This window comes from Roseomonas indoligenes (genome assembly GCF_017813365.1).
Lineage (GTDB): Bacteria > Pseudomonadota > Alphaproteobacteria > Acetobacterales > Acetobacteraceae > Roseomonas > Roseomonas indoligenes.
Map to the genome: position 1 here is coordinate 171,823 of NZ_JAGIZA010000007.1, position 20,367 is coordinate 192,189.

The window sequence follows — 20,367 nt, forward strand, 5'->3', positions numbered from 1 at the left end:
GGTGGGGGAGGCAGCAATGCCGTTGGGCGACGCCGCTGTGCTGCGCGCTTAGGGCGATGCCCTGCATCGCCTTAGGGCCAGCCATAGCGGACCCCCGGGGATGGATTTGCGGCCGAGGGCCGCCCTGGCGAGCCAGGCGAAGGATTTGAGGTGATGCTTTGCTGCCGCGACCGCCGCTTTTGTGGCGGCGATGCGCGGTGGCGGGGTGCGAGCGAGCATTTCGGACAAAAGGCGATCGGGCAGGAGCCAGGGCGGGCCGTTGAGGGCGGTTCTTAGGCCCAATTTCCTGATGAGCAGGAGGAGGGGCATGCCGCAGAGGGCGCGAGCGATTCTGGCTTACGCAGGCCCTGGTTCCTCACGATCTCTTATTTCCCCCACCCTCGCCGACCTAACTAACCCCGGTACCCCCACCCACTGCAGCCCCTCCGAGGCCACGACAATCAGCGCCACCACGGCCACGACCGTATCCCGCGCCGGGTAAGGCTCCCCGCCCGGCAGGGTCGCCGGCAGCGCCAGCGCGATTGCCAGCGCCACCACGGTCCGCCCCGACCCCCCGGCAAGCAGACACGCCCCCTTCCACGCGGGAACGCACCCTCCATCCGCGTGAGGGATGGGCGGCGAGCGCGGGTCGGCCAGGGAAGGGCTTAGGTGTCGGGCCGAGCCTTGGGCAGAGCGCGCCCCCTGACCAAAAAATGGGAGTCGCTACCCCACCCAACCCACCCAGCACCCACCCGAAGAAACGCTAAATGTAAATTTCACTAAATACTAACCAATTCACCTGACACTCCACGAGAAACAGCCGTCATGGCCTTTGTTTCACTTTGGATTCGTCCCAGATTTCTGTTCTTCTCTGGAAACAGAAGACGAATTCACGGGAGGAAGGCGGGTCGCATCATGGAGACGTTCATGTGCTGGTTGCGCGACCTGTCGTTATGGCTGAGGGCGTCCCATGGGCATCGGCCCCTGTGGCGGGATCGGCTTTAAGGGCAGGTCGCGTTGGTGGTGTTGCCGGGCGGGGCTGAGCGGCCCCGGGCCGGTCAGGCGGCGGGGGTGGTCTTCCGCTGGCGCTCGCTCTCGGTCTTGAGCTGACCACAGGCGGCCATGATGTCCTTCCCGCGCGGGCGGCGGACGGGGGAGGCGTATCCCGCGTCGTTCAGGATGTTGGCGAAGCGCTCGATTTGCGCGCGCTTGGACGTGGCGTAGGGGGAGCCGGGCCAGGGATTGAAGGGGATAAGGTTCACCTTCGCCGGGAGGCCGTGGAGGAGGCGGACGAGCTCGCGGGCCTCAGCCTCCGAGTCGTTGATGCCGTCGAGCATGACGTACTCGAAGGTGATGCGGCGGGCGTTAGAGGCGCCGGGGTAGCGGTGGCAGGCCGCCATCAGCTCCTCGATGGGGTATTTGCGGTTGAGGGGGACGATCTCGTCCCGGAGTTCGTTCGTCACCGCGTGGAGGGAGACGGCGAGATTGACGCCGAGCTCGGCGCCGGCGCGGTCCATCATGGGGACGACGCCGGAGGTGGAGAGGGTGATGCGGCGGCGGGAGAGGGCGATGCCTTCGCCGTCCATGACGATCTTCAGGGCCTGGGCGAGGTTCTCGTAATTGTAAAGGGGTTCGCCCATGCCCATGACGACGATGTTGGAGACGAGGCGGCGCTCATCGTTCGGGGTGGGCCATTCGCCGTAGGAGTCGCGGGCGGCCATGAACTGGCCGACGATCTCGCCCGGGGAGAGGTTGCGGACGAGCTTCTGGGTGCCGGTGTGGCAGAAGCGGCAGGAGAGTGTGCAGCCGACCTGGGTGGAGATGCAGACGGCGCCGCGGTCGTCATCGGGGATGTAGACGGTTTCGACCTGCTGGTTGTCGCGCATGGCGAGGAGCCATTTGCGGGTGCCGTCGGTGCTGGTCTGTTCGGTGGTGACGGTGGGGCGGCCGATGGTGAAGTGTTCTGCCAGCTTGGCCTGGAGGGGCTTGGCGATGCTGGACATGGCCGCGAAGTCGCGGGTGCCCTGGTGGTAGATCCAGTGCCAGATCTGCTTGGCGCGGAAGGGCTTCTCGCCGATGCCGAGCACCGCTTCGACCAGTTCCTCGCGGGAGAGGCCGACGAGTTCGCGGCGGCCACTGGCGTCCACCTGGGCCGGGGGGGCGAAGAGGGCGGACTTGGCGAGGATGCGGGTGCGCTCGGCCTCCGTGAGGGTGGCCGTGAGGGGGGCGGGCGGCGTGAGAACCTTCGGTTCCACGGGCGAGAGGGCGTTCATCGGCGGGGGGGGGATCCGGGCGGGCATTCCTTCGAGATGGCCTCGTAGGCGGCGGTGAAGCCGCTGAGGGGGAAGGTCTCGGTGGTGCTGCGGTTGTTGGGGGCGGGGGACTTGGCGGTGGCGTCGCGGCCGTTGCGGAAGGCGGCGACGGTGGCGCGGCCATCCCGGGCGAAGGCGTTGTCGCCGGAGGTGTAGAAGTTGAGGTCGGTGTCGCCGACATCAACCTTGACCTCGGCGTTGCGGGGGAAGGCGCGGCCGATCCGGAGGGAGACCTGGTCGCGGCCCTGGGGGCGGTGGGTGACGGTGAGGAGGGTGTTGTTGCGGCCTTCCATGCGGGTGAAGGCGTAGCAGACCTTGCCGCTGGCTTCGGTGTGGGTGGCGGCGGTCCAGTCGCCGAAGGTGCCGAGGCGCTGGGGGCCGTTGGAGGCGGCGGGCTGTTCGGCGGCCGGGGCCTGGGTCGGGGCGGCGGGGGCCGGGCGGGCGCCGCGCTGCTGGGCCTGTGCCGCAGGGGGGGCGAGGGTGAGCGCCAGGCCCAGGGTCACGGGGGCAAGGGCCGCGAGGGCGGAGGTATGGCGGATCATGGGGGCGGAGATAGTCCTCCTGCGGGGGCGGCTTCAACCGCCCTTGCCGCATAGGGGCGGTCATCTTCCCGCGTGGCGGGGGTTGGGGGCGCGGATTGCGGGACAACGCCGGGCGGGGTGGGGCGTTCTTGTCGTTCTCTTGGCTGCAGCAAGGAGGAGCGTGACATGGCGGCACCGGCGGATGTGGCGAACGAGGGAAAGATCATCGTTTCCGGCCATCAGGTTGAGGTGGGCGAGGCTTTGCGGGCGCATGCGACGGAGCAGGCTTCCCGGCTTTCCGCCAAGTATTTCGACGGGGCGGAGGACATCACCGTGACCTTTTCCCCGGGCGGGAAGGGGGCGGGGTTCGGGTGCAACATCCGGGTGCATGCGGCGCGCGGATTGTTCTTCGACGGGCATGGGGAGCATGCCGGCAATGCCTATACCGCCTTCTCGACGGCGCTGGAGCGGGTGGCGAAGCAGCTGCGGCGGCAGAAGCGGGCCATGCGGGAGGACAAGCCGGTGAACGCGACGAAGGAGGGGCTGCTTTAGGCGGCTTTGTCTGGGGCCGGTGGGGGCGACCTTTCGCCGGCGGGATGTTGGGGGGGCGGGAAGAAGGGGTTCTTCCTGGCCCCCTTTTTTTTGAGCTGGTCCGGTTTCCCTGGCGGGTCAGGGGTGGCGGCCGCGTTCCATGATTTCGAGGGTGTATTCCCGGTAGGTCATGCCGAGGGCCTCGGCGCGGGCGAGGCGGCGGAGGGCGATCTCGCGGGGCGGGGTTTTCCAGGCGCGGCGGACGGCCTGGCGCCAGAGGAGGAGGCGCGGGGTGGCGCCGGGGTCTTCCAGGGGTGGGCCGCCGTTGTGGCCGATGCGAGGGGGCATGGGGCGTTTTCCTTTCCCGGCGGTCCGATGGGATGCAAGGGCGGGGCCGGACCTTTCGCGGGCGGGGCGGGGGCCGTATCTCCGGCGGCATGAGCGATGCGACCGATGCCCAGCTTGCCGCGCAGTATGAGGCGCTGCCCTATCCGGCGCGGGATCCGCGGGACGAGGCGCGCCGGCTGATCGTGGGGAGTCCTTCGCACCTGGCGGAGGTGGACCACTGGGTGTTCGGGGCCCGGCGCGCGGCATCCCTGCCTTTGCGGGCGCTGGTGGCGGGGGGCGGGACCGGGGATGGGGCCATCATGCTGGCGCAGCAGATGGCCTGGGCCGGGCGGCCGGGGGAGGTGGTCTGGCTCGATCGGTCGGGGGCGGCGCGGAAGGTGGCGGAGGCGCGGGCGGCGGCGCGGGGGCTCTCCAACATCCGGTTTGTGGAGGGGTCGATCCTGGATCTGCCGGCCGATCTGGGGCGTTTCGACTACGTGGACTGCTGCGGGGTGCTGCACCACCTGCCGGACCCGGATGCGGGGCTGCGGGCGCTGGCGGGGGTGCTGAACCCCGGGGGCGGCATGGGGATCATGGTCTATGCGCCGCACGGGCGCACGGGCGTCTACATGCTGCAGGAGGCCCTGCGGCGGATCGCGCCGGCCGACGAGGCGCCGGCGGTGCGGGTGGATGTGGCGAAGCGGGTGATGCGGCATCTGCCGGAGACGGCGTGGATGCGGAAGAATCCCTGGATCACGGACCATCTGCCGCTGCCGCAGGGCGGGGGGGATCCCGGGCTCTATGACTTGCTGCTGAACCCTCGGGACCAGGCCTACACGGTGCCGCAGCTGGTGGAGCTGGTGGCGGGGGCGGGGATGCGGATCGCGTGCTTGGTGGAGCCCTTGCGGTATGATCCGGACCCGCTGCTGCCCGATCCGAAGCTGCGGGCGCGGACGGCGGGGATGTCCATGATCGAGCGGGCGGCGCTGGCGGAGGCGCTGGCGGGGAATATGGGGATCCACATCGCCTATCTGGCCAGGGCGGCGGATCCGGAGGTTCGGGCGGACTGGGACGCGCCGGGGGCGGTGCCGGTGCTGCGGAGCGGGACCGGGGCGGAATGGGCCAAGGGCATCCGCAACGGAGGACTGCCCGTGACCTTCGACGGGCTGCGGGTGGTGCTGCCGGTGCCGGCGCTGGCGGGGGCGATCCTCAACCGCATCGACGGGAAGCGGACGGTGGCGGAGGTGATGGCGGATGTGCCGGCGACCCCTGCCCAGGTGAACAGGGACTTCGCGGCGCTGCGGGCCGCTTTGGAGCCGATGAACCGGTTGCTGCTCGCGGCGCCCGCGGCTTGAGCGGGCAGGCGATCGTCATCTTCGGGGCGGCGGTGCGGCCGGATTCACGGCCTAGCGAGACCATGCGGCGGCGGGTGACCGCGGCGGTGGAGTTGGGCGAGCGGCTGGGCGGGGTGGCGCGGTTCATTCCCACGGGCGGGCAGGGGCGGCATGGGCCGGCGGAGTCCAGCGTGATGGCGAAGCTGCTGCGGGACTGGGGGATCGACCCCGCGCGCATCGAGGAGGAGCCGACGGGGACGGACACGCTCTCCTCCGCCCGGGCGGTGGCGCGGATGCTGCGGGGGTGGGAGGGGACGGTGCATCCCGTGTCCTCGGGCTATCACCTGCCGCGCTGCGCGGCGGTGCTGAGGTTGCTGGGGCTGCGGGTGGGGCGCGGGGCGGCGGCGAAGGCGGGGCCGGGTTTCGCCGAGTGGCGCTGGCGGCTGCGGGAGGTGCCGGCGCTGCCCTATGACGCGGCGCTCGCGGCCTGGTGGCGGGCGCGGGGCGGGTAGGGGCGAGGACGGCCCGGGGCTGGGGCGGGGTTTCCCCCGAGCCCTTCCGTCGTCTGTTTCCAAAGGGGTGCGACGCGGTATCCGGCCGGGATCTGGCGCGGGCGGGCGGCGGCTTCGTGGGCACAACGGTAAGCGGGACTTATGGCAAGGCGCGGCGAAGCGTTCTGGCCGGGGCGGGGAAGGAGGCGGGATAAGGAGGCGCGACGCGGGAGGAACCGGGCCATGCGCTACATCGACGCCTTCAACCATTTCTTCCCCAAGGCGGTCTGGGAGCGGATGCTCGCCTCCGAGGGTGCGGCGCGGGACATCGGGAGCCGGATGCGCGGCATTCCCGCCATCTACGACCTGGACGAGCGCTTTCGGGTGATGGACCAGTTCAGCCGGCATGAGTACTCGCAGGTGATCTCGCTCGGGATGCCTCCGCTGGAAGCGCTGGGGACGCCGGAAGAGTCGCTGGAGCTGGCGCGGCTGGGTAATGACGGCATGGCCGAGCTGGTGCGGGACCATCCCGACCGCTTCGCGGGCTTCGTCGCCTCTCTGCCCATGAACGGACCGGAGCTTGCCGTGCGGGAGGCGGAGCGGGCCTTCACGGAACTCGGCGCGAACGGGCTGCAGATCCACAGCAACATCAACGGCGCGCCGCTGGACGAGGAGCGCTTCTTCCCGATCTTCGAGGCCGCGGCGCGGCACGGGAAGCCGGTGCTGCTGCATCCCTCGCGCGGCTCGAACATGCCGGACTACGCCACCGAGGATAAATCCCGCTACGAGATCTGGTGGACCTTCGGCTGGCCCTACGAGACGAGCGCGGCGATGGCGCGGCTGGTCTTCTCCGGCTTCATGGACCGGCTGCCGGAACTGAAGGTGCTGGCGCACCACCTCGGCGCCATGGTGCCCTATTTCGAGGGGCGCGTGGGGCCGGGCTGGGACCAGTTGGGCAAGCGCACCACGGACGAGGACCTGAGCGGGGTGCTGAAAGGGCTGAAGCGCCGCCCGGCAGAGTACTTCAAGGAGTTCTACGCGGACACCGCCGTGTTCGGATCGCGGCCCGCGACGGTCTGCGGGCTGGAGTATTACGGGGAGGACAAGGTTCTCTTCGCCTCCGACTCGCCCTTCGATCCCGAGCGCGGGCCGGGCTACATCCGCGACACCATCGCCATCCTGGAATCCCTCGATCTCTCGCCGGAGGCCCGGGACAAGATCAGCTTCGGCAACGCGCAGGCGCTGTTCGGCCTGACGCGCTGACCGGCGCCACCCGCGCGGGCACTTGAAAAGCAAGAACGGAGGAAGCGGAGATGGTCACCCGCAGGCGGCTTCTCGCCACGGCCTCTCTCCTGCCGGTGGCGGCATCCCCGGCGGGGGCCCAGCAGCGCCTGCCGGACGGGCCGGTGAGCCTCATCGTGCCCTATACGCCGGGCACGGGGCACGACATCCTGGCGCGGCTGCTCTCGCCCTATCTGTCCGGGAAGCTCGGGCAGGCGGTGGTGGTGGACAACCGCGCGGGGGCGAGCGGGAACATCGGCAGCCAGGCGGTGGCGCGGGCGGCGCCGGACGGGCGCATGCTGATGATGCAGGGCGATGCCTTCGTCATCAATCCGAGCCTGTTCCAGCAGGTGCCCTACGACCCCGTGGGCAGCTTCGCGCCGATCATCAGGCTGACCACCGCGGAGCTGGCGCTGGCCGTGCAGCCCGACTTCCCGGCGCGGGACGTGCGGGGCGTGGTGGAGTATGCGCGGGCCCATCCCGGGCGGGTGGACTACGCCTCACCGGGGAACGGGACGCCGCAGCATCTTTCCATGGCGCTGTTCGCGCTGACGGCGGGGCTGGAACTGAACCACGTGCCCTATCGCGGCTCCGCGCCCGCCGTGCAGGACCTGATCGGGCGCCGCGTGGGGATGATGTTCCTGCCCGTGCACACCGCGCTGCCGCTGGCCCAGGCCGGACAGATCCGCATGCTGGCCGTGGGCGGCGAGAGGCGGGCCGCGGCGGCGCCCGATCTGCCGACCATCGCCGAGGCCGGGCTGGCCATGCCGCCGGTGGGGCTGTGGTACGGGTTGCTGGGGCCTGCGGGGCTGCCAGGGGAACTGGTTTCCCGGCTGAATGCCGATTGCAACGCCTGGCTGGCGGAGCCGGCGACGCGCACGGCGCTGCAGGCGCAGGGTATGACGGCCGGGGGGGGCACGCCCGAGGCCTTCGCGGAACTGATCGGCACCGACCTGCGGCGCTGGGAGCGGGTGATCCGGGAGGCGAAGATCAACGCGGGGTGAGGCGAGGCAGTTTGTTTTGAATGGTTCGGAACCAGGGGGCGCTGCCCCCTGGACCCCCGCCAAGGGCCTGAGGCCCCTGGACCCCCGTCTGGCTGCCGCCCCACCGTCCTGACACGGGATTTCTGTCCTGCGGTTTGATCCTGCCCTTGCAGTCGCCTGAGGTCATCGACCTCAGGCGCACCGTCAGCAGGGTAAGACCAACTCGAAGAAGATGATGGTGAGGGGGCCGGGGAGAGGAAGAATTCCTTCTTCCTCTCCCCGGCCACGGACCGCCATGGCCGGGTCAGTGATGAACGCCGGGCGCGCGCCAGCCGTAGGTGCCGTCCGCGATCTTGCGTTGGGCGATGGGGCGGACGAGGGCGAGGAGTTGCAGGGCCACGGTGCTGGGCAGGGTGCGCCGGATGGCCAGGGAGAGGGTGCGGTGGATGGCGGGTGCCGTGATGCGGCGTGCGCCCATGAGGTCCCCGGCGATTTCTTCCATAAAGAGGCCGTAGGGGACGACCGTGCAGTGGGAGCGGCGCATCACGAGGGCGCGCTTCACCTCGGCGGGTTCGACGTCCAGGCCGATGCGGAGGCGGATGCCGGCGGTCGCGGCGGCGGCCTCGATGATGCGGCGGGCGCCGTGGAAGCGGTGGTCCAGGACGAGGGGGAGGTCCGCCATGTCGGCGAGGGGGATGGGGCCGGCGGCGCGGTCCACGAGGTCCGGGGCGCCGACGAGGAAGAGGTCCTCCTCGTAGAGGGGGTGGATGTTCAGGGTGTCGTGCGGTTCGGGGTCGTAGCAGAAGGCGGCGCCGAGCTCGTGGCCGGCGAGGAGGTTCCGGCGGTGGTCGTCGGATAGGCCGGGGCGGAGGTGGAGGCGCAGCCTGGGCAGGCGGGCGGCGGCTTCCGTGAGCAGGTCCGGGACGAGCGTGCGGCCGGAGGTGGGGGTGAAGCCGAGGGCGACCTGCATCTCGGTGCGGCCGGTGAAGGGCTGTACGGCGGCGCGGGCGCGGTCCACGGCGGAGAGGACCGCGCGGGCTTCGGCGAGGAAGGCGTGGCCGGCGGGGGTGAGGGCGGCGCCGCGCGAATGGCGGTCCAGCAGGCGGGTGCCGAGCTGGGCTTCGAGGTTGCGGACATGGCCGCCGAGGGCGGGCTGGGAGAGGTTCAGGACAGTTGCGGCGGCGGTGAAGCTGCCGGCTTCCGCGACGGCGACGAGGCACCGGATCTGCTGCAGCAGCATGGCCCGCGATACGTCCTGTCGCTTTCTCCCGTGGGCGGACGCTAGTCCCGCGGTTCGGGAGGGGCAAGCGGAGGAGGGTGGTTCCGGTTCCCGTGGCATGGGCCTTGCGTTCATTTTGCCGAACGGGCGATGGCCCGGAGGAAGCGGGGGCGGATGCGCGGGGCCAGCGTTGAACTGATCCAGGTCAGCAAGCGCTATGGGGCGGCCCTGGCGGTGGATGCCATCGACCTGAAGGTGCCGGAAGGGTCGTATTGCTGTCTTCTCGGGCCTTCGGGCTGCGGCAAGACGACGACGCTGCGGATGATCGCCGGGCATGAAACAGCGAGCGACGGGAATATCCTGATCGGGCCGCGCGAGGTGGGGCACCTGCCGCCGGCGGCGCGCGGGACGGCGATGATGTTCCAGTCCTACGCGCTGTTCCCGCATCTGGACTGCCTGGACAATGTCGCCTTCGGACCGCGCATGCGGGGCGTGGACAGGGCGACGCGGCGCAGGCGGGCGATGGAGATGCTCTCGCTGGTGCGGATGGAGGGGTTTGCGGGGCGGCTGCCGGCGCAGCTTTCCGGCGGGCAGCAGCAGCGCGTGGCGCTGGCGCGGGCGCTGGTGACGGAGCCTTCGGTGCTGCTGCTGGACGAGCCGCTCTCGGCGCTGGATCCGTTCCTGCGGGTGCAGGTTCGGGCGGAGCTGAAGCGGCTGCAGACGGAGCTGGGGATCACCTTCATCCACGTCACGCACAGCCAGGAGGAGGCGATGGCGCTGTCCGACCTGGTGGTGGTGATGAATGGCGGGCGGATCGAGCAGGCGGCGCCCCCGCGGGAGGTGTTCTCGCGGCCGGAGACGGGTTTCGTGGCGCGCTTCATCGGCGGGCACAACGTGATCGCGATGCCCGGCGGCAGCCTGGCGGTGCGGGTGGACCGGATGCGGCTCTCGCCACGGCTGGTGGATGCGGCCGGGGAGGGCGGGCTGCCGGCGCGGGTGGAGACGGTGGAGTACCAGGGCAGCTTCGTGCAGCTGCGGCTGGCGCCGCTGGATACGGCGCGGGCGACGGAGGTGTTCGCTGCCGTGCCGGATGACGTGTTCGCCGCCCAGCCTTTCGCGGTGGGCGATGTCGTGACCGCGCGCTGGGCGGAGGGCGAGGCCCATCCGCTGCGCGATGGGCAACTGCCGGCGGATGTGCCGGCCCTGGAGGAGATTGCGCCATGACGGAGATGAATCGCCGTGGGCTGCTGCGCGCGGGCGCCGGGCTTGCGGGTGTTGCCGCGGGCACCGGGCTGGCCGCGCCTGCGGTGCACGCGCAGGAGCCGGTGACGCTGCGTTACCTGGGCACGGCGGTGAACCAGAGCGCCGAGATCGCGGCGAAGGTGAAGCAGGATCTGGGGATCACCATCGAGTACATCCCGGTGGTGACGGATGACGTGATCCGGCGGGCGGTGACGCAGCCCAATACCTTCGACCTGCTGGACATGGAGTATTTCTCGGTTAAGCGCGTGCTGCCCTCGGGCAACCTGCAGGGGATCGAGGCGCGGCGGATCAAGCTGTTCGACAAGATCACGCCGGTCTTCACGCGCGGCGTGACGGCGGGAGGCAGGACGCTCGGCGAGCAGGGGACGGCGCCGAAGAAGGTGCAGTTCATGAACGGGAGGGGCGGCAAGGATCTGGCGACCTCGCCGACTGAGTGGATGACGCTGATCCCGACGACCTACAACGCGGATACGCTGGGCATCCGCCCCGACCTGATCGGGCGGCCGGTCGCGAGCTGGGCGGAGCTGCTGAACCCGCAGTTCAAGGGGAAGGCTTCCATCCTCAACATCCCGTCCATCGGCATCATGGACGCGGCGATGGTGATGGAGGCGACCGGGCAATATAAGTACCCGGACAAGGGGAACATGAGCCGTGCGGAGATCGACCGCACCATGGCCATGCTGACGGAGGCGAAGAAGGCCGGGCAGTTCCGGGCCTTCTGGTCCGACTTCAACGAGAGCGTGAACCTGATGGCCTCCGGCGAGACGGTGATCCAGTCCATGTGGTCGCCGGCGGTGACGAAGGTGCGTTCGCAGGGGGTGGCCTGCACCTATCAGCCGCTGAAGGAGGGGTATCGGGCCTGGGCGTCGGGCTTCGGGATGCCGCGGACGCTGGAGGGGCGGAAGCTGGATGCGGCCTATGAGTTCATCAACTGGTTCCTCTCGGGCTGGGCGGGGGCCTTTCTGAACCGGCAGGGGTATTATTCGGCGGTGCTGGAGACGGCGCAGGCGAACATGCAGCCCTATGAGTGGGCCTACTGGATGGAAGGGAAGCCGGCCGAGCAGGACATCAAGGCGCCGGACGGGTCGCTGCTGGAGAAGGCAGGGACGGTGCGCGATGGCGGTTCGTATGAGCAGCGCATGGGCGGGGTGGCCTGCTGGAACGCGGTGATGGATGAGAACACCTACCTCATCCGGAAGTGGAACGAGTTTATCGCTTCGTGATGGACGGGGGCGGCGCGCCGGTGATGGTTGATGCTGTGCGCGCCGCGCCTCGGCGTTCGTGGGGGGCGTATTGGCAGGCGGCGCCCTTCGCGATCGTGTTCCTGCTGTTCTTCATCGTGCCGCTGTGCCTGACGGTGGCGGTGTCGTTCTGGCATTATGACGAGTACAGTTTGCAGCCGGCCTTTACCCTCGAGAACTACGAGGAGGTGTTCGACGGCTGCATCGCGAAGCTGCCGAGCCTCTGCGTGACCTTTGCGACCTATCTGTCGACGCTGCGCTTCGCGCTGATGGCCTGGGTCTGCACGCTCGTGCTGGGGTTCGGGATTGCCTACTTCCTGGCCTTCCATGTGCGGACGGTGCCGATGCAGATGGCGCTGTTCCTGATCTGCACGGTGCCGTTCTGGACTTCGAACATCATCCGGATGGTGGCCTGGGTGCCCTTGTTGGGGCGGAATGGGTTGGTGAACCAGGGGTTGCAGGCGGTGGGGGCGACGAGCGCGCCGCTGGACTGGTTGTTGTACTCGGAGTTCTCGGTCGTGCTGGCGTTTGTGCACCTCTACACGCTGTTCATGATGGTGCCGATCTTCAACTCGATGGCGCGGATCGACCGTTCGCTGATCGAGGCGGCGCGGGATGCGGGGGCATCCGGGTGGCAGACGCTGTGGAGCGTGGTGATCCCGCTCTGCAAGCCGGGGATCGTGATCGGGTCGATTTTCGTGCTGACCATTGTGATGGGGGATTTCGTCACGGTGGGGATCATGGGCGGGCAGCAGATCGCTTCCATTGGGAAGGTGATCCAGGTGCAGATGAGCTACCTGCAGTTTCCGATCGCGGCGGCGAATGCGGTGGTGCTGCTGGGGATCGTGCTGCTGATGATCTGGGCGTTGACGCGGCTGGTCGATATCCGGCGGGAGCTGTGAGGTGAACCGGGTGGGGGAGAGGCGGCCGGCGGCGTTCTGGTGGCTGGCGGCGCTTTTCGCGGCGTTCGTGCTGTTTCTCTACGGGCCGATCCTGGCGATCGTGGTGCTGTCGTTCCAGGGGCCTTCGGGGGGGCTGACCTTTCCGATGAACGGGGTGTCCACCTTCTGGTTCTCCAAGCTTTGGCAGGGCGTGGGGGTGGTGGATATCTGGGCGGCCTTCGGGCGGTCCTTGCGTCTGGGCGCGGTGGTGATGGTGCTGACGGTGCTGCTGGCGCTGCCGGCGGGGTTGGCGTTCCGGAAGCGGTTCCGCGGGCAGTCGGCGCTGTTCCTTGTGGCGGTGGCGAGTTTGATCGTGCCGTCCATCGTGGTGTCGCTGGGGATCGGGCTGGGGTTCCGGATCGTCGATGACGCGGTGAAGGGGCTGGCGGAGGCGACGGGGTGGGGGTTCCTGCGGGGGTATGAGACGGCGGCGGGGCTGTATTCCTCGGCGCTGGGGGCGCACCTGACATGGACGCTGCCGTTCGGGCTGCTGATCCTGTTCGCGGTCTTCAACCGGTTCAATCCGGCCTATGAGGAGGCGGCGCGGGATCTGGGGGCTTCGCCTTGGCGGACGCTGCGGCATGTGGTGCTGCCGATTATCGCGCCCTCTCTCGTCGGGGTGGCGCTGTTCGGGTTCACGCTGTCCTGGGACGAGGTGGCGCGGACGAGCCAGGCGATCGGGGGGCGGAACACGCTGCCGCTGGAGCTGCAGGGGCTGACGACGACGGTGACGACGCCGGAGATCTATGCGCTGGGGACGGTGACGACTGGGATGTCGCTGGTGGTGATCGCGATCGCCATTGGGGGCGTGGTGGTGCTGCGGCGGAGGCGGGCGGCGGCGGGAGGATAGGGCGGGCCGTTTTCTACGCCCGTGGCCGGTTCGGGGCGGGGCGCGTCTCCGGCATGGTGAGGAAGACCGGCAGCACGCAGAGGGCGACCACCGCAATCATCGCGCCCGGGACCAGCGGCCAGCCGCTGCGGCCCATCAGTTCCTGCGCGAGGTAGGGGGCGAGGCCGCCGAAGACTGCGGTTGCGGTGGTGGCGCCGAGGGCCAGGCCGCTGAGGCGGCCTTCGCCGGGGAATTGCTCGGCCGTGGCGACGGCGCCGACGGCGCTCATCGCGCCGCCGACGGCGGCCAGGACGAGGGCGCCGACGGTGGCCCATCCGCGGGAGGCGCCGGCCATCAGGGAGAAGAGGGTGATCGGGAGGACCGCCGCTGCGATGCAGACGGCGAGGAGGACGGGCTTGCGGCCGTAGCGGTCCGAGAGGCTTCCCGTGACCTGGGTGACGAGGATGACGACGAGGGCGGCGGCGGTGGAGAGCCAGAGGGCCTCGCCCTCAGTCATGGGGGAGGCGCTGGCGAGGAAGGCGGGCACGTAGGTGATGCCGACGTAGTAGGTGATCGAGCCCAGGGCCGAGATGGCGAAGCCGCGGGCGATGGCGGCGCGGTGGTGGGTGAGGGCGTGGCGGAGGGGGTTCGTGGGGACGGTGCCGCCTGCCGCCTGGCGCTCGAAGTCCGGGGATTCCTGCATGATGGAGCGGGCGATCCAGACGGTGGCGGCGAGGGCGGCGCCGAGCAGGAAGGGGATGCGCCAGCCCCAGGAATCGAGGGCGGGGGTGTCCATCGCGTTGACGGTGAGGGCGGCGATGGCGGCGGCGAGGAGGGCGCCGACCTCGCTGGCAGCTGCGGCGGAGGAGGTGACGAGGCCGCGGCATTCGGGGCGCGCGCCTTCGAGGAGGTAGGCGACGACGCCGGTGTATTCGCCGCCCACCGAGAAGCCCATGACGCAGCGGAGGAGCAGCAGGAGCCAGGCGGCGGCGGGGCCGATGCTTCCGTATGTCGGGAGGAGGGCGGTGGCGAGCATGGCGGCGGTCATCAGCGCCATGGAGAGGAGCATCATGCGGCGGCGGCCGTAGCGGTCCCCGACATGACCGAAGAAGGCGGCGCCGAGGGGGCGCATGAGGTAGGCCACGGCGAAGCCGCCGAGGGTGAGGGCTAGGGAGGTTCCGCCGCCGCCGAAGAAGACGCGGGAGAGGACGGTGGCGAAGTAGAGGTAGAGGGTGAAGTCGTACCACTCGACGACGGTGGAGAGGGCCGCGACCGCCATGGAGGCGCGGGAGATGCCTGGCCTGTCGCTCACGGGGGCGCCCTGTCGGTGGTGCCGAAGGGTGCGCGATTGCCGGGGGTGTTGGAAGGGGGCCCGGGCGCGGGGGCGCCCGGGAGTGGTTCAGCCGTTGCGGCGGGCGTGGGCGCGGACGGCGGATTCGATCGCGTGCAGGTCGTTGGGGAGGACGGTGAAGCGTTCCTCGCGCTCGTAGAGGTCGGCCATGTGGGGGGGCAGGGCCGGGCGGGTGCCGGTGGCCCTTTCGACCGCGTCCGGGAATTTCGCGGGGTGGGCGGTGGCGGCGATGATGATGGGCGTCGCGGGGTTGTCCGGCGGGGCGGCGTGGCTGGCGGCGGTGCCGGCGGCGGTGTGGGGGTCGGCCGGGTAGCCTTGGGCGTGGAGGCGGCGCATCTCGGCGATCGTTTCCTCGTCCGAGACGGCGTGGCCGCGGAAGAGGGCGGTGGCGGCGCGCCAGGTGGATTCGTCGATGGGCATGCGGCCGGTGTCGCGGAAGGCGCGCATGGCAGTGGCGGTCCGCGCGCCGTCGCGGCCGAGGAGCTCGAAGAGCAGGCGCTCGAAGTTCGAGGAGACCTGGATATCCATGCTGGGGGAGAGGCTGGGGATGACGGGCTGCGCCGTCATGTCGTTGCCGGTGATCCAGCGTGCCAGGATGTCGTTGCGGTTGGCGCCGACGATGAGGGTGGAGACGGGCAGGCCCATGCGGCGGGCGGCCCAGGCGGCGAAGACGTTGCCGAAATTGCCGGTGGGGACGGCGAAGGCGATCTCGCATTGCGGGGCGCCGAGCGCGAGGGCGGAGGCGACGTAGTAGGGGATCTGGGCGGCGATGCGGGCCCAGTTGATGGAGTTGACGGCGGAGAGGTTCATTTCCCGCCGGAAGGGGGCGTCGTTGAACATCGCCTTCACCAGGTCCTGGCAGGCGTCGAAGTCGCCTTGGACGGCGATGTTGCGGACGTTGGGGGAGAGGACGGTGGTCATCTGCCGGCGCTGGACGGCGCTGGTGCGGCCTTCCGGGTGGAGGATGACGATGTCGAGGTTCTCGCGGCCCTTGCAGGCCTCGATGGCCGCCGAGCCGGTGTCGCCGGAGGTGGCGCCGACGATGGTGATGCGCTCGCCCCGGCGGGCGAGGACGTGGTCGAACATCCGGCCGAGGAGCTGGAGGGCGAAGTCCTTGAAGGCGAGGGTGGGGCCGTGGAACAGCTCCAGCGCGAAGCGGCGGTGGTCCAGCTGGACCAGGGGGGCGACGGCGGGGGTGGTGAAGCCGGCATAGGCGTCCGCGCACATGGCTTCCAGGACGCCTTCCTCGAAGGTGTCGCCGGTGAAGAGGCGGATGATGCGGGCGGCGAGCGCCGGGTAGGGGAGGCCGCGGAGCTCCTCCCAGTCGTCCGTGGTGAGGACGGGCCAGGTCTCCGGCAGGAAGAGGCCGCCATCCTCGGCCAGGCCGGCCAGGAGGACGGATTCGAAGTCGCGGGGGGCGGCCTCGCCGCGTGTGGAGACGTAGCGCATGGCGGGGGGCTTAGCGGAAAGGGCGCGGGGCCGGAATGGCGCGTGTTGCATGGGGGAGGATCGTGTCTGGAAAGGGCGGGGGTGGGGGCGGCAGGATGGCGGGCATGATCCGGCGCGCGCTTCTCCTCCTGATCCTTCTCTCCCTGCCGGCGGCGGCGCAGGAGCTGGTGCCGGTGCGGCCGGGGACAGCGGCGGGGGATGCGCTGGTGGCGCGGCTGCGGGAGGGCGGGCTGGTGCTGTTCCTGCGGCACGCGAATACGCGGGGGGAGGCCTGCGACCGGTCCTTCCGGGTGGGGGACCGGGCGGGGCAGCGGAATATTTCGGCCATGGGGCGGGAGCAGTCGGCGGGCATCGGGCGGCGGGTGGCGGAGATGGGGATTCCCGTGGAGTGGCCGGTGCATGCGGGGCCGGTGTTCCGGGCGCGGGACACGGCGGAGATTGCCTTCGGGGCGGAGCGGGTGCGGGTGACGGATGAGCTGCTGGCCGATGACTATGCCGGGGAGCGGCTGGAGGCGGTGATAGCAGGGCACCGGCGGCTGCTTTCCGCGCCGGTGGCGGCGGGGGTGAACCGGGTGCTGGTGGGGCATCGGACGCCGCTGATCATGATCGCCGGGCCGGCGGTGGGCGGGCGGGCGCTGCCGGAGGGGGCCTTCGCGGTGGTGGAGCCGGGGGGTGGGTTCCGGGTGCTGGGGGTGCTGGAGCTGGTGCCCCTGCCCGGGGGCGGGTTCCACGGGTGCTGATGGCCTTCAGGCGGTGATGGCGCGCTGCACCGCGGCTTCGGCGTGGATGGCGGTGGTGTCGTAGAGGGGGACGGCGCTGTCCTCCGGGCGGACGAGCAGCATGATCTCGGTGCAGCCGAGGATGACGGCCTCCGCGCCGCGCTCGACCAGGCGGGCGATGACGCCGCGATAGGCCTCGCGGGAGGCGGGTTCGGCGCGGCCCTGGACCAGTTCCTCGTAGATGATGCGGTGGACGGTGGCGCGGTCGGCCTCCCCGGGGATCAGGACGTCCAGGCCGTGGCGGGTGGCCAGGCGGCCCTTGTAGAAATCCTGTTCCATGGTGAAGGCGGTGCCGAGCAGGCCGATGCGGCGGTGGCCGGCGGCGCGGATGCGCTCCGCCGTGGGGTCGGCGATGTGGAGGAGCGGGACGGCGATGGCGGCCTGCACCGCTTCGGCCATGCGGTGCATGGTGTTGGTGCAGATGAGGATGAAGTCGGCGCCGCCGCGCTCCAGCCGGCGGGCGGCCTCGATCATCAGGGCGGTGGCGTCCTCCCAGCGGCCGGCGTGCTGGAGGGCCTCGATCTCGGCGAAGTCGAAGGACCAGAGGAGGCAGCGGGCGGAGCGCAGGCCGCCCAGGCGGTCCCGGACGCTTTCGTTGATGATGCGGTAGTACTCGGCGGAGCTCTCCCAGCTCATGCCGCCGATGAGGCCGATGACCTTTTGCTGCACCCTGCGTCCCCCCCTCTGGACGGGGATGAGAGGGCGGGAGGGGGCGGGCCGCAAGGGGGGCAGCGAGCCGGTGGCAACGGACCGCTTCGGGTGCCGCCTCGGGCCCGTTCCGGCCTTGGAAGGGCGGGTCGGTTCATCGGAAGCAGCCAGGTTCTGGCTGGCTGCTTCGGCCATATGCTCAGGTGCCCTGCCGGTCCGGCTGCTCGTCGATGCTCGAGGCCGGTGCGAGCGAGATCTTCCAGAGCCTGATCTCGCCGTCCAGCCGTTCCAGGCGGTGGGGACATCCGCGGGGCACGAACAGCACGTCGCCCGTGGTGAATTCCAAGGGCGCCTCCTCGCAGCGGAGCACACCGAAACCGGCCACGATCACATAGGCCGTGTCGGACAGCCCGTCATTCGCATGACCCTGCTCGGTATAGCCGAGACCACGGATCTCGAGGACGGCATTTCCCGAGCGAGCGGAGACGCGAAGGGCCTTGTCCACCTCGGACCAGGGCACCCGGTCCGACGCTTCTGTCAGATTGATGGGCCCCATGCCCGGAGCAGCCTGCACGTCGACCTCCCGATCAGGCACGTCGTCCCTGTCCACGGAATCCGTCAGATCAGGCCTCGAAGCCGCTTGCCGGCCTCGCTCTCCGGCTCATCCCTGGCACGGTCGAGATGCAGGTAGTTCGGGTCGAAGCGGGCGACCTTTCGCAGGCCGGCGGGATTGAGCACCGTCCAGGTCTTGCCCTGGACGGCGATCAGCCCCTCCTCGCGCAGGCGCTGCAGCATGCGGTTCACATGCACGGGCGTCAGGCCGGTCGCATCCGCCAGATCCGCCTGGGTGATCGGGAACTCGAAGCTTTCGTCGTCGATGACGCCGACCATACGCATCCGCAGCAGCACTTCGTAGATGAGAAAGGCGATCCGCGAATAGGCATCCCGCCGGCCTTCGTCGATGATGCGCTCGCGCAGGATGCCTTCGTCCTGCAGGGTGCTCCACCAGAACGCCAGGGCAATGCCGGGCCGGTTGAGCAGGAGGTCCTTCATCGTGCTGCCGGGGATGGAACAGATCACGCTCGGCGCCAGGGTGCCGATGCTGTGGTCCATCTCCTTGAGGATGAAGATCTCGGAGTCGCAGGGATCGCCCGGCACGAGGAAAGCCATGATCTGACGGTTGCCGTTCTCCAGGAGCTTGTAGCGGCATGCCAGGCCGGTGAGGACGATGTGGATGTCGGGCGAGTGCTCGCCCTCGCGCACGATGTCCTCCCGCGCCCCGTACTGCCGCTGCCGCTTGGATGTGAGGTCGTTCAGCACGCGCCGGTCCTCGTCGGAGAAGAGCCTGTACTGTTCCATGCGTTTGATCATGGGGTTGTCCAATGCTCGCCTCCCTCGTGCTCCTGCGTGGGCAGCCGGTGCCCGGACCCTGTAACGCGGGTCGCCGCCCTTGGTGTCCGGTCCGCATCCCGGCGGCATGGGCCGGCCCGCCCGCCCGCCATGCCCGGCCTTCAGCTTGCCGGGCCGTCCCGTGATGAGCGAGGGATTTGATCCATTATAGTTCCGCCTGCCGCGCGTTGCGGCATTGCCGGGGGATGGAACCCGATCCCCTCGGCGCGTCGCCTCCGCTGACGAAGCGAGCACCCGGTGCCGAGATGTCGGCGACACGCGGGGCAACGGCGTGGGCTCCGCCTGGAAAGGGAGGGACGTGCCTGGTTGCCGCTTCGGTCGATCGGCTCGTCGCGGTTCTCGAGCGAAGCCTGGAGCTCCTGGAGCGGACGCGCGATACCCTTTCCCAGGACACCGAGCTGCGCGCCCGGTCGGAGGACGCCCTGGCCCGTTCCCTGGTTCTCATGCGGGGCTTGCCCGAGGTTCCCGGCAGCACGACCCTGGCCATCGGAACGGCGCCGGCCCCTGCACCGCGGAGCCGGAGCTGACCTTGCGGTGCGGCGCAAGGCCGTCTGGCCCGCTCATTCACAACTGCGGATCGGGCCCCTAGCATCCCCGGGGCGTTGAGCGGGCCTGCCGCTCCCAGGGGTTGAGGAGCCGTCCATGGTTCATGTCGTCGCCGTGATCACCGCGAAGCCGGGACAGCGGGAGGCGTTGCTGGCGCTGTTCCGGGCCAATATGCCGGCGGTGCTGGCCGAGGAGGGGTGCATCGAGTACGGCCCGGTGGTGGACCTGCCGGATTTCGGGCCGGCGCAGGCGCCGCTGGGGCCGGACACCTTCATGGTCATCGAGAAGTGGTCGAGCCCGGAGACGCTGCGGGCGCATGGGGCCTCCGCGCATATGGTGGCCTATGGGAAGGCTTCGCGGGAGATGGTGGCGGCGCGGGCCGTGCATGTGCTGACCGGCGCATGAGCGCGGCCGGGGCGGCGGCGCGGGTCGGGGCGCTGCTGGCCGCGCGCGGGGAGCGCGTGGCGGTGGCGGAATCCTCGGCGGGCGGGCTGGTCTCGGCGCGCCTGCTGGGGGTTGCGGGGGCCTCGGCCTATTTCCTGGGCGGGGGCGTGGTCTACACGGCGGCGGCGCGGCAGGGGTTGCTGGGGATTTCCCCGGAGGATCTGGCGGGGATGCGGCCTTCGACCGAGGCCTATGCGGCGCTGATGGCGGAGCGGGTGCGGCAGCGGCTGGGGGCGGATTGGGGGCTGGCGGAGACGGGGGCGACGGGGCCTTCCGGGAACCGCTACGGCGACGCGGCGGGGCATGCCTGCCTGGCGGTGGCAGGGCCGATATCGCTGGTGCGGACGCTGGAGACGGGATCGCCCGACCGGGAGGCGAATATGGAGGCCTTCGCGGAGGCGGCGCTTCTGCTGCTGGAGAGCGCGCTTTCCCGCTGAGGCCGCGGCAGCCCGATCGAAAAAGATGGGGGGTCCGGGGAGAATTCCTTC

At 70.3% G+C, this 20,367-nt stretch carries 21 protein-coding genes; 12 read left to right on the plus strand and 9 right to left on the minus strand.

Translation table 11 applies throughout. The features are described 5' to 3' along the window. Nucleotides 1-1,037: 1,037 nt before the first annotated feature. Together rlmN and J5Y10_RS13750 are read right to left on the minus strand one after the other, a co-directional pair. A complete protein-coding gene (gene rlmN, locus J5Y10_RS13745; protein WP_209374476.1) occupies nucleotides 1,038-2,252 on the minus strand; it encodes a dual-specificity RNA methyltransferase RlmN in 1,215 nt (404 codons plus the stop codon). Further along, nucleotides 2,249-2,833: an invasion associated locus B family protein gene (locus J5Y10_RS13750; protein ID WP_209374478.1), complete on the minus strand. Its 585-nt coding sequence runs from the start codon at nucleotides 2,831-2,833 to the stop codon at nucleotides 2,249-2,251. The genes rlmN and J5Y10_RS13750 overlap by 4 nt, the downstream gene beginning before the upstream one ends. A 165-nt stretch (nucleotides 2,834-2,998) precedes the next feature. Between J5Y10_RS13750 and J5Y10_RS13755 the strand changes: the two genes are divergently transcribed. Beyond that, entirely contained in the window at nucleotides 2,999-3,364 is a 366-nt protein-coding gene (locus J5Y10_RS13755; protein ID WP_209374480.1) for an HPF/RaiA family ribosome-associated protein, read from the plus strand. Nucleotides 3,365-3,481: 117 nt separating this feature from the next. On the opposite strand, the gene J5Y10_RS13760 is transcribed toward J5Y10_RS13755, so the two are convergent. Then, nucleotides 3,482-3,691, minus strand: a complete 210-nt coding sequence (locus tag J5Y10_RS13760) for a hypothetical protein (protein ID WP_209374482.1) — start codon at nucleotides 3,689-3,691, stop codon at nucleotides 3,482-3,484. A gap of 89 nt (nucleotides 3,692-3,780) precedes the next feature. Between J5Y10_RS13760 and J5Y10_RS13765 the strand changes: the two genes are divergently transcribed. From J5Y10_RS13765 to J5Y10_RS13780, 4 genes are all read left to right on the plus strand, one after another. Beyond that, nucleotides 3,781-5,025: a class I SAM-dependent methyltransferase gene (locus tag J5Y10_RS13765; protein WP_209374484.1), complete on the plus strand. Its 1,245-nt coding sequence runs from the start codon at nucleotides 3,781-3,783 to the stop codon at nucleotides 5,023-5,025. Continuing rightward, entirely contained in the window at nucleotides 5,022-5,516 is a 495-nt protein-coding gene (locus J5Y10_RS13770) for a YdcF family protein (protein WP_209374486.1), read from the plus strand. The genes J5Y10_RS13765 and J5Y10_RS13770 overlap by 4 nt, the downstream gene beginning before the upstream one ends. 222 nt (nucleotides 5,517-5,738) lie before the next feature. Next, nucleotides 5,739-6,758, plus strand: a complete 1,020-nt coding sequence (locus J5Y10_RS13775) for an amidohydrolase family protein (RefSeq protein WP_209374488.1) — start codon at nucleotides 5,739-5,741, stop codon at nucleotides 6,756-6,758. A gap of 50 nt (nucleotides 6,759-6,808) precedes the next feature. Beyond that, nucleotides 6,809-7,780 carry a Bug family tripartite tricarboxylate transporter substrate binding protein gene (locus J5Y10_RS13780; protein ID WP_209374490.1) on the plus strand — a complete coding sequence of 324 codons (972 nt, stop codon included), beginning with the start codon at nucleotides 6,809-6,811 and terminating at the stop codon, nucleotides 7,778-7,780. Between the two features lie 283 nt (nucleotides 7,781-8,063). Here J5Y10_RS13780 and J5Y10_RS13785 read toward each other — a convergent pair whose 3' ends face one another. After that, entirely contained in the window at nucleotides 8,064-8,999 is a 936-nt protein-coding gene (locus tag J5Y10_RS13785) for a LysR family transcriptional regulator (RefSeq protein WP_209374492.1), read from the minus strand. A 153-nt stretch (nucleotides 9,000-9,152) separates the two neighbouring features. On the opposite strand from J5Y10_RS13785, the gene J5Y10_RS13790 reads away from it, so the two are divergent. Genes J5Y10_RS13790 through J5Y10_RS13805 form a run of 4 tightly spaced genes read left to right on the plus strand, consistent with a single transcriptional unit; the run spans nucleotide 9,153 to nucleotide 13,273 of the window. Further along, complete coding sequence (locus tag J5Y10_RS13790; RefSeq protein ID WP_209374494.1) at nucleotides 9,153-10,202, plus strand: ABC transporter ATP-binding protein; 1,050 nt, start codon at nucleotides 9,153-9,155, stop codon at nucleotides 10,200-10,202. After that, complete coding sequence (locus J5Y10_RS13795; RefSeq protein ID WP_209374496.1) at nucleotides 10,199-11,464, plus strand: ABC transporter substrate-binding protein; 1,266 nt, start codon at nucleotides 10,199-10,201, stop codon at nucleotides 11,462-11,464. Before J5Y10_RS13790 ends, J5Y10_RS13795 begins: the two co-directional genes overlap by 4 nt. Beyond that, nucleotides 11,464-12,384, plus strand: a complete 921-nt coding sequence (locus J5Y10_RS13800) for an ABC transporter permease (RefSeq protein WP_209374599.1) — start codon at nucleotides 11,464-11,466, stop codon at nucleotides 12,382-12,384. The genes J5Y10_RS13795 and J5Y10_RS13800 overlap by 1 nt, the downstream gene beginning before the upstream one ends. Before the next feature lies 1 nt (nucleotide 12,385). After that, nucleotides 12,386-13,273: an ABC transporter permease gene (locus J5Y10_RS13805; RefSeq protein ID WP_209374498.1), complete on the plus strand. Its 888-nt coding sequence runs from the start codon at nucleotides 12,386-12,388 to the stop codon at nucleotides 13,271-13,273. Nucleotides 13,274-13,286: 13 nt separating this feature from the next. On the opposite strand, the gene J5Y10_RS13810 is transcribed toward J5Y10_RS13805, so the two are convergent. Both J5Y10_RS13810 and thrC read right to left on the minus strand, forming a co-directional pair. Then, nucleotides 13,287-14,564: an MFS transporter gene (locus J5Y10_RS13810; RefSeq protein WP_342452912.1), complete on the minus strand. Its 1,278-nt coding sequence runs from the start codon at nucleotides 14,562-14,564 to the stop codon at nucleotides 13,287-13,289. An 87-nt stretch (nucleotides 14,565-14,651) separates the two neighbouring features. Then, on the minus strand, nucleotides 14,652-16,052 hold the full coding sequence (thrC, locus tag J5Y10_RS13815) for a threonine synthase (RefSeq protein ID WP_209374603.1): 1,401 nt from the start codon (nucleotides 16,050-16,052) through the stop codon (nucleotides 14,652-14,654). A gap of 104 nt (nucleotides 16,053-16,156) precedes the next feature. Here thrC and J5Y10_RS13820 point away from each other — a divergent pair, with 104 nt between their 5' ends. Further along, on the plus strand, nucleotides 16,157-16,792 hold the full coding sequence (locus J5Y10_RS13820) for a histidine phosphatase family protein (RefSeq protein WP_209374500.1): 636 nt from the start codon (nucleotides 16,157-16,159) through the stop codon (nucleotides 16,790-16,792). A 6-nt stretch (nucleotides 16,793-16,798) separates the two neighbouring features. On the opposite strand, the gene J5Y10_RS13825 is transcribed toward J5Y10_RS13820, so the two are convergent. From J5Y10_RS13825 to J5Y10_RS13835, 3 genes are all read right to left on the minus strand, one after another. Continuing rightward, nucleotides 16,799-17,500 (minus strand): aspartate/glutamate racemase family protein, encoded by a 702-nt coding sequence (locus J5Y10_RS13825; RefSeq protein ID WP_342452913.1) that lies wholly within the window; start codon nucleotides 17,498-17,500, stop codon nucleotides 16,799-16,801. 178 nt (nucleotides 17,501-17,678) lie between these two features. Further along, nucleotides 17,679-18,074 (minus strand): cupin domain-containing protein, encoded by a 396-nt coding sequence (locus J5Y10_RS13830; RefSeq protein WP_209374504.1) that lies wholly within the window; start codon nucleotides 18,072-18,074, stop codon nucleotides 17,679-17,681. A gap of 23 nt (nucleotides 18,075-18,097) precedes the next feature. Beyond that, a complete protein-coding gene (locus J5Y10_RS13835) occupies nucleotides 18,098-18,838 on the minus strand; it encodes a Crp/Fnr family transcriptional regulator (protein ID WP_209374506.1) in 741 nt (246 codons plus the stop codon). Between the two features lie 693 nt (nucleotides 18,839-19,531). Here J5Y10_RS13835 and J5Y10_RS28460 point away from each other — a divergent pair. Together J5Y10_RS28460 and J5Y10_RS13845 are read left to right on the plus strand one after the other, a co-directional pair. After that, nucleotides 19,532-19,840, plus strand: coding sequence for a putative quinol monooxygenase (locus tag J5Y10_RS28460; RefSeq protein ID WP_209374508.1), 309 nt, complete (start codon nucleotides 19,532-19,534; stop codon nucleotides 19,838-19,840). Further along, entirely contained in the window at nucleotides 19,837-20,316 is a 480-nt protein-coding gene (locus tag J5Y10_RS13845; RefSeq protein WP_209374511.1) for a CinA family protein, read from the plus strand. The genes J5Y10_RS28460 and J5Y10_RS13845 overlap by 4 nt, the downstream gene beginning before the upstream one ends. The last annotated feature ends 51 nt before the right edge of the window (nucleotides 20,317-20,367 follow it).

Coding starts and splice junctions, on each gene's coding strand:
- J5Y10_RS28460 (WP_209374508.1), top strand. CDS start 19,532: ATGGTTCATGTCGTCGCCGTGATCACCGCGAAGCCGGGACAGCGGGAG.
- J5Y10_RS13780 (WP_209374490.1), top strand. CDS start 6,809: ATGGTCACCCGCAGGCGGCTTCTCGCCACGGCCTCTCTCCTGCCGGTG.
- J5Y10_RS13790 (WP_209374494.1), top strand. CDS start 9,153: ATGCGCGGGGCCAGCGTTGAACTGATCCAGGTCAGCAAGCGCTATGGG.
- J5Y10_RS13755 (WP_209374480.1), top strand. CDS start 2,999: ATGGCGGCACCGGCGGATGTGGCGAACGAGGGAAAGATCATCGTTTCC.
- J5Y10_RS13760 (WP_209374482.1), bottom strand. CDS start 3,691: ATGCCCCCTCGCATCGGCCACAACGGCGGCCCACCCCTGGAAGACCCC.
- thrC (WP_209374603.1), bottom strand. CDS start 16,052: ATGCGCTACGTCTCCACACGCGGCGAGGCCGCCCCCCGCGACTTCGAA.
- J5Y10_RS13800 (WP_209374599.1), top strand. CDS start 11,464: ATGGACGGGGGCGGCGCGCCGGTGATGGTTGATGCTGTGCGCGCCGCG.
- J5Y10_RS13750 (WP_209374478.1), bottom strand. CDS start 2,833: ATGATCCGCCATACCTCCGCCCTCGCGGCCCTTGCCCCCGTGACCCTG.
- J5Y10_RS13795 (WP_209374496.1), top strand. CDS start 10,199: ATGACGGAGATGAATCGCCGTGGGCTGCTGCGCGCGGGCGCCGGGCTT.
- rlmN (WP_209374476.1), bottom strand. CDS start 2,252: ATGAACGCCCTCTCGCCCGTGGAACCGAAGGTTCTCACGCCGCCCGCC.
- J5Y10_RS13775 (WP_209374488.1), top strand. CDS start 5,739: ATGCGCTACATCGACGCCTTCAACCATTTCTTCCCCAAGGCGGTCTGG.
- J5Y10_RS13785 (WP_209374492.1), bottom strand. CDS start 8,999: ATGCTGCTGCAGCAGATCCGGTGCCTCGTCGCCGTCGCGGAAGCCGGC.
- J5Y10_RS13820 (WP_209374500.1), top strand. CDS start 16,157: ATGATCCGGCGCGCGCTTCTCCTCCTGATCCTTCTCTCCCTGCCGGCG.
- J5Y10_RS13835 (WP_209374506.1), bottom strand. CDS start 18,838: ATGGAACAGTACAGGCTCTTCTCCGACGAGGACCGGCGCGTGCTGAAC.
- J5Y10_RS13765 (WP_209374484.1), top strand. CDS start 3,781: ATGAGCGATGCGACCGATGCCCAGCTTGCCGCGCAGTATGAGGCGCTG.
- J5Y10_RS13845 (WP_209374511.1), top strand. CDS start 19,837: ATGAGCGCGGCCGGGGCGGCGGCGCGGGTCGGGGCGCTGCTGGCCGCG.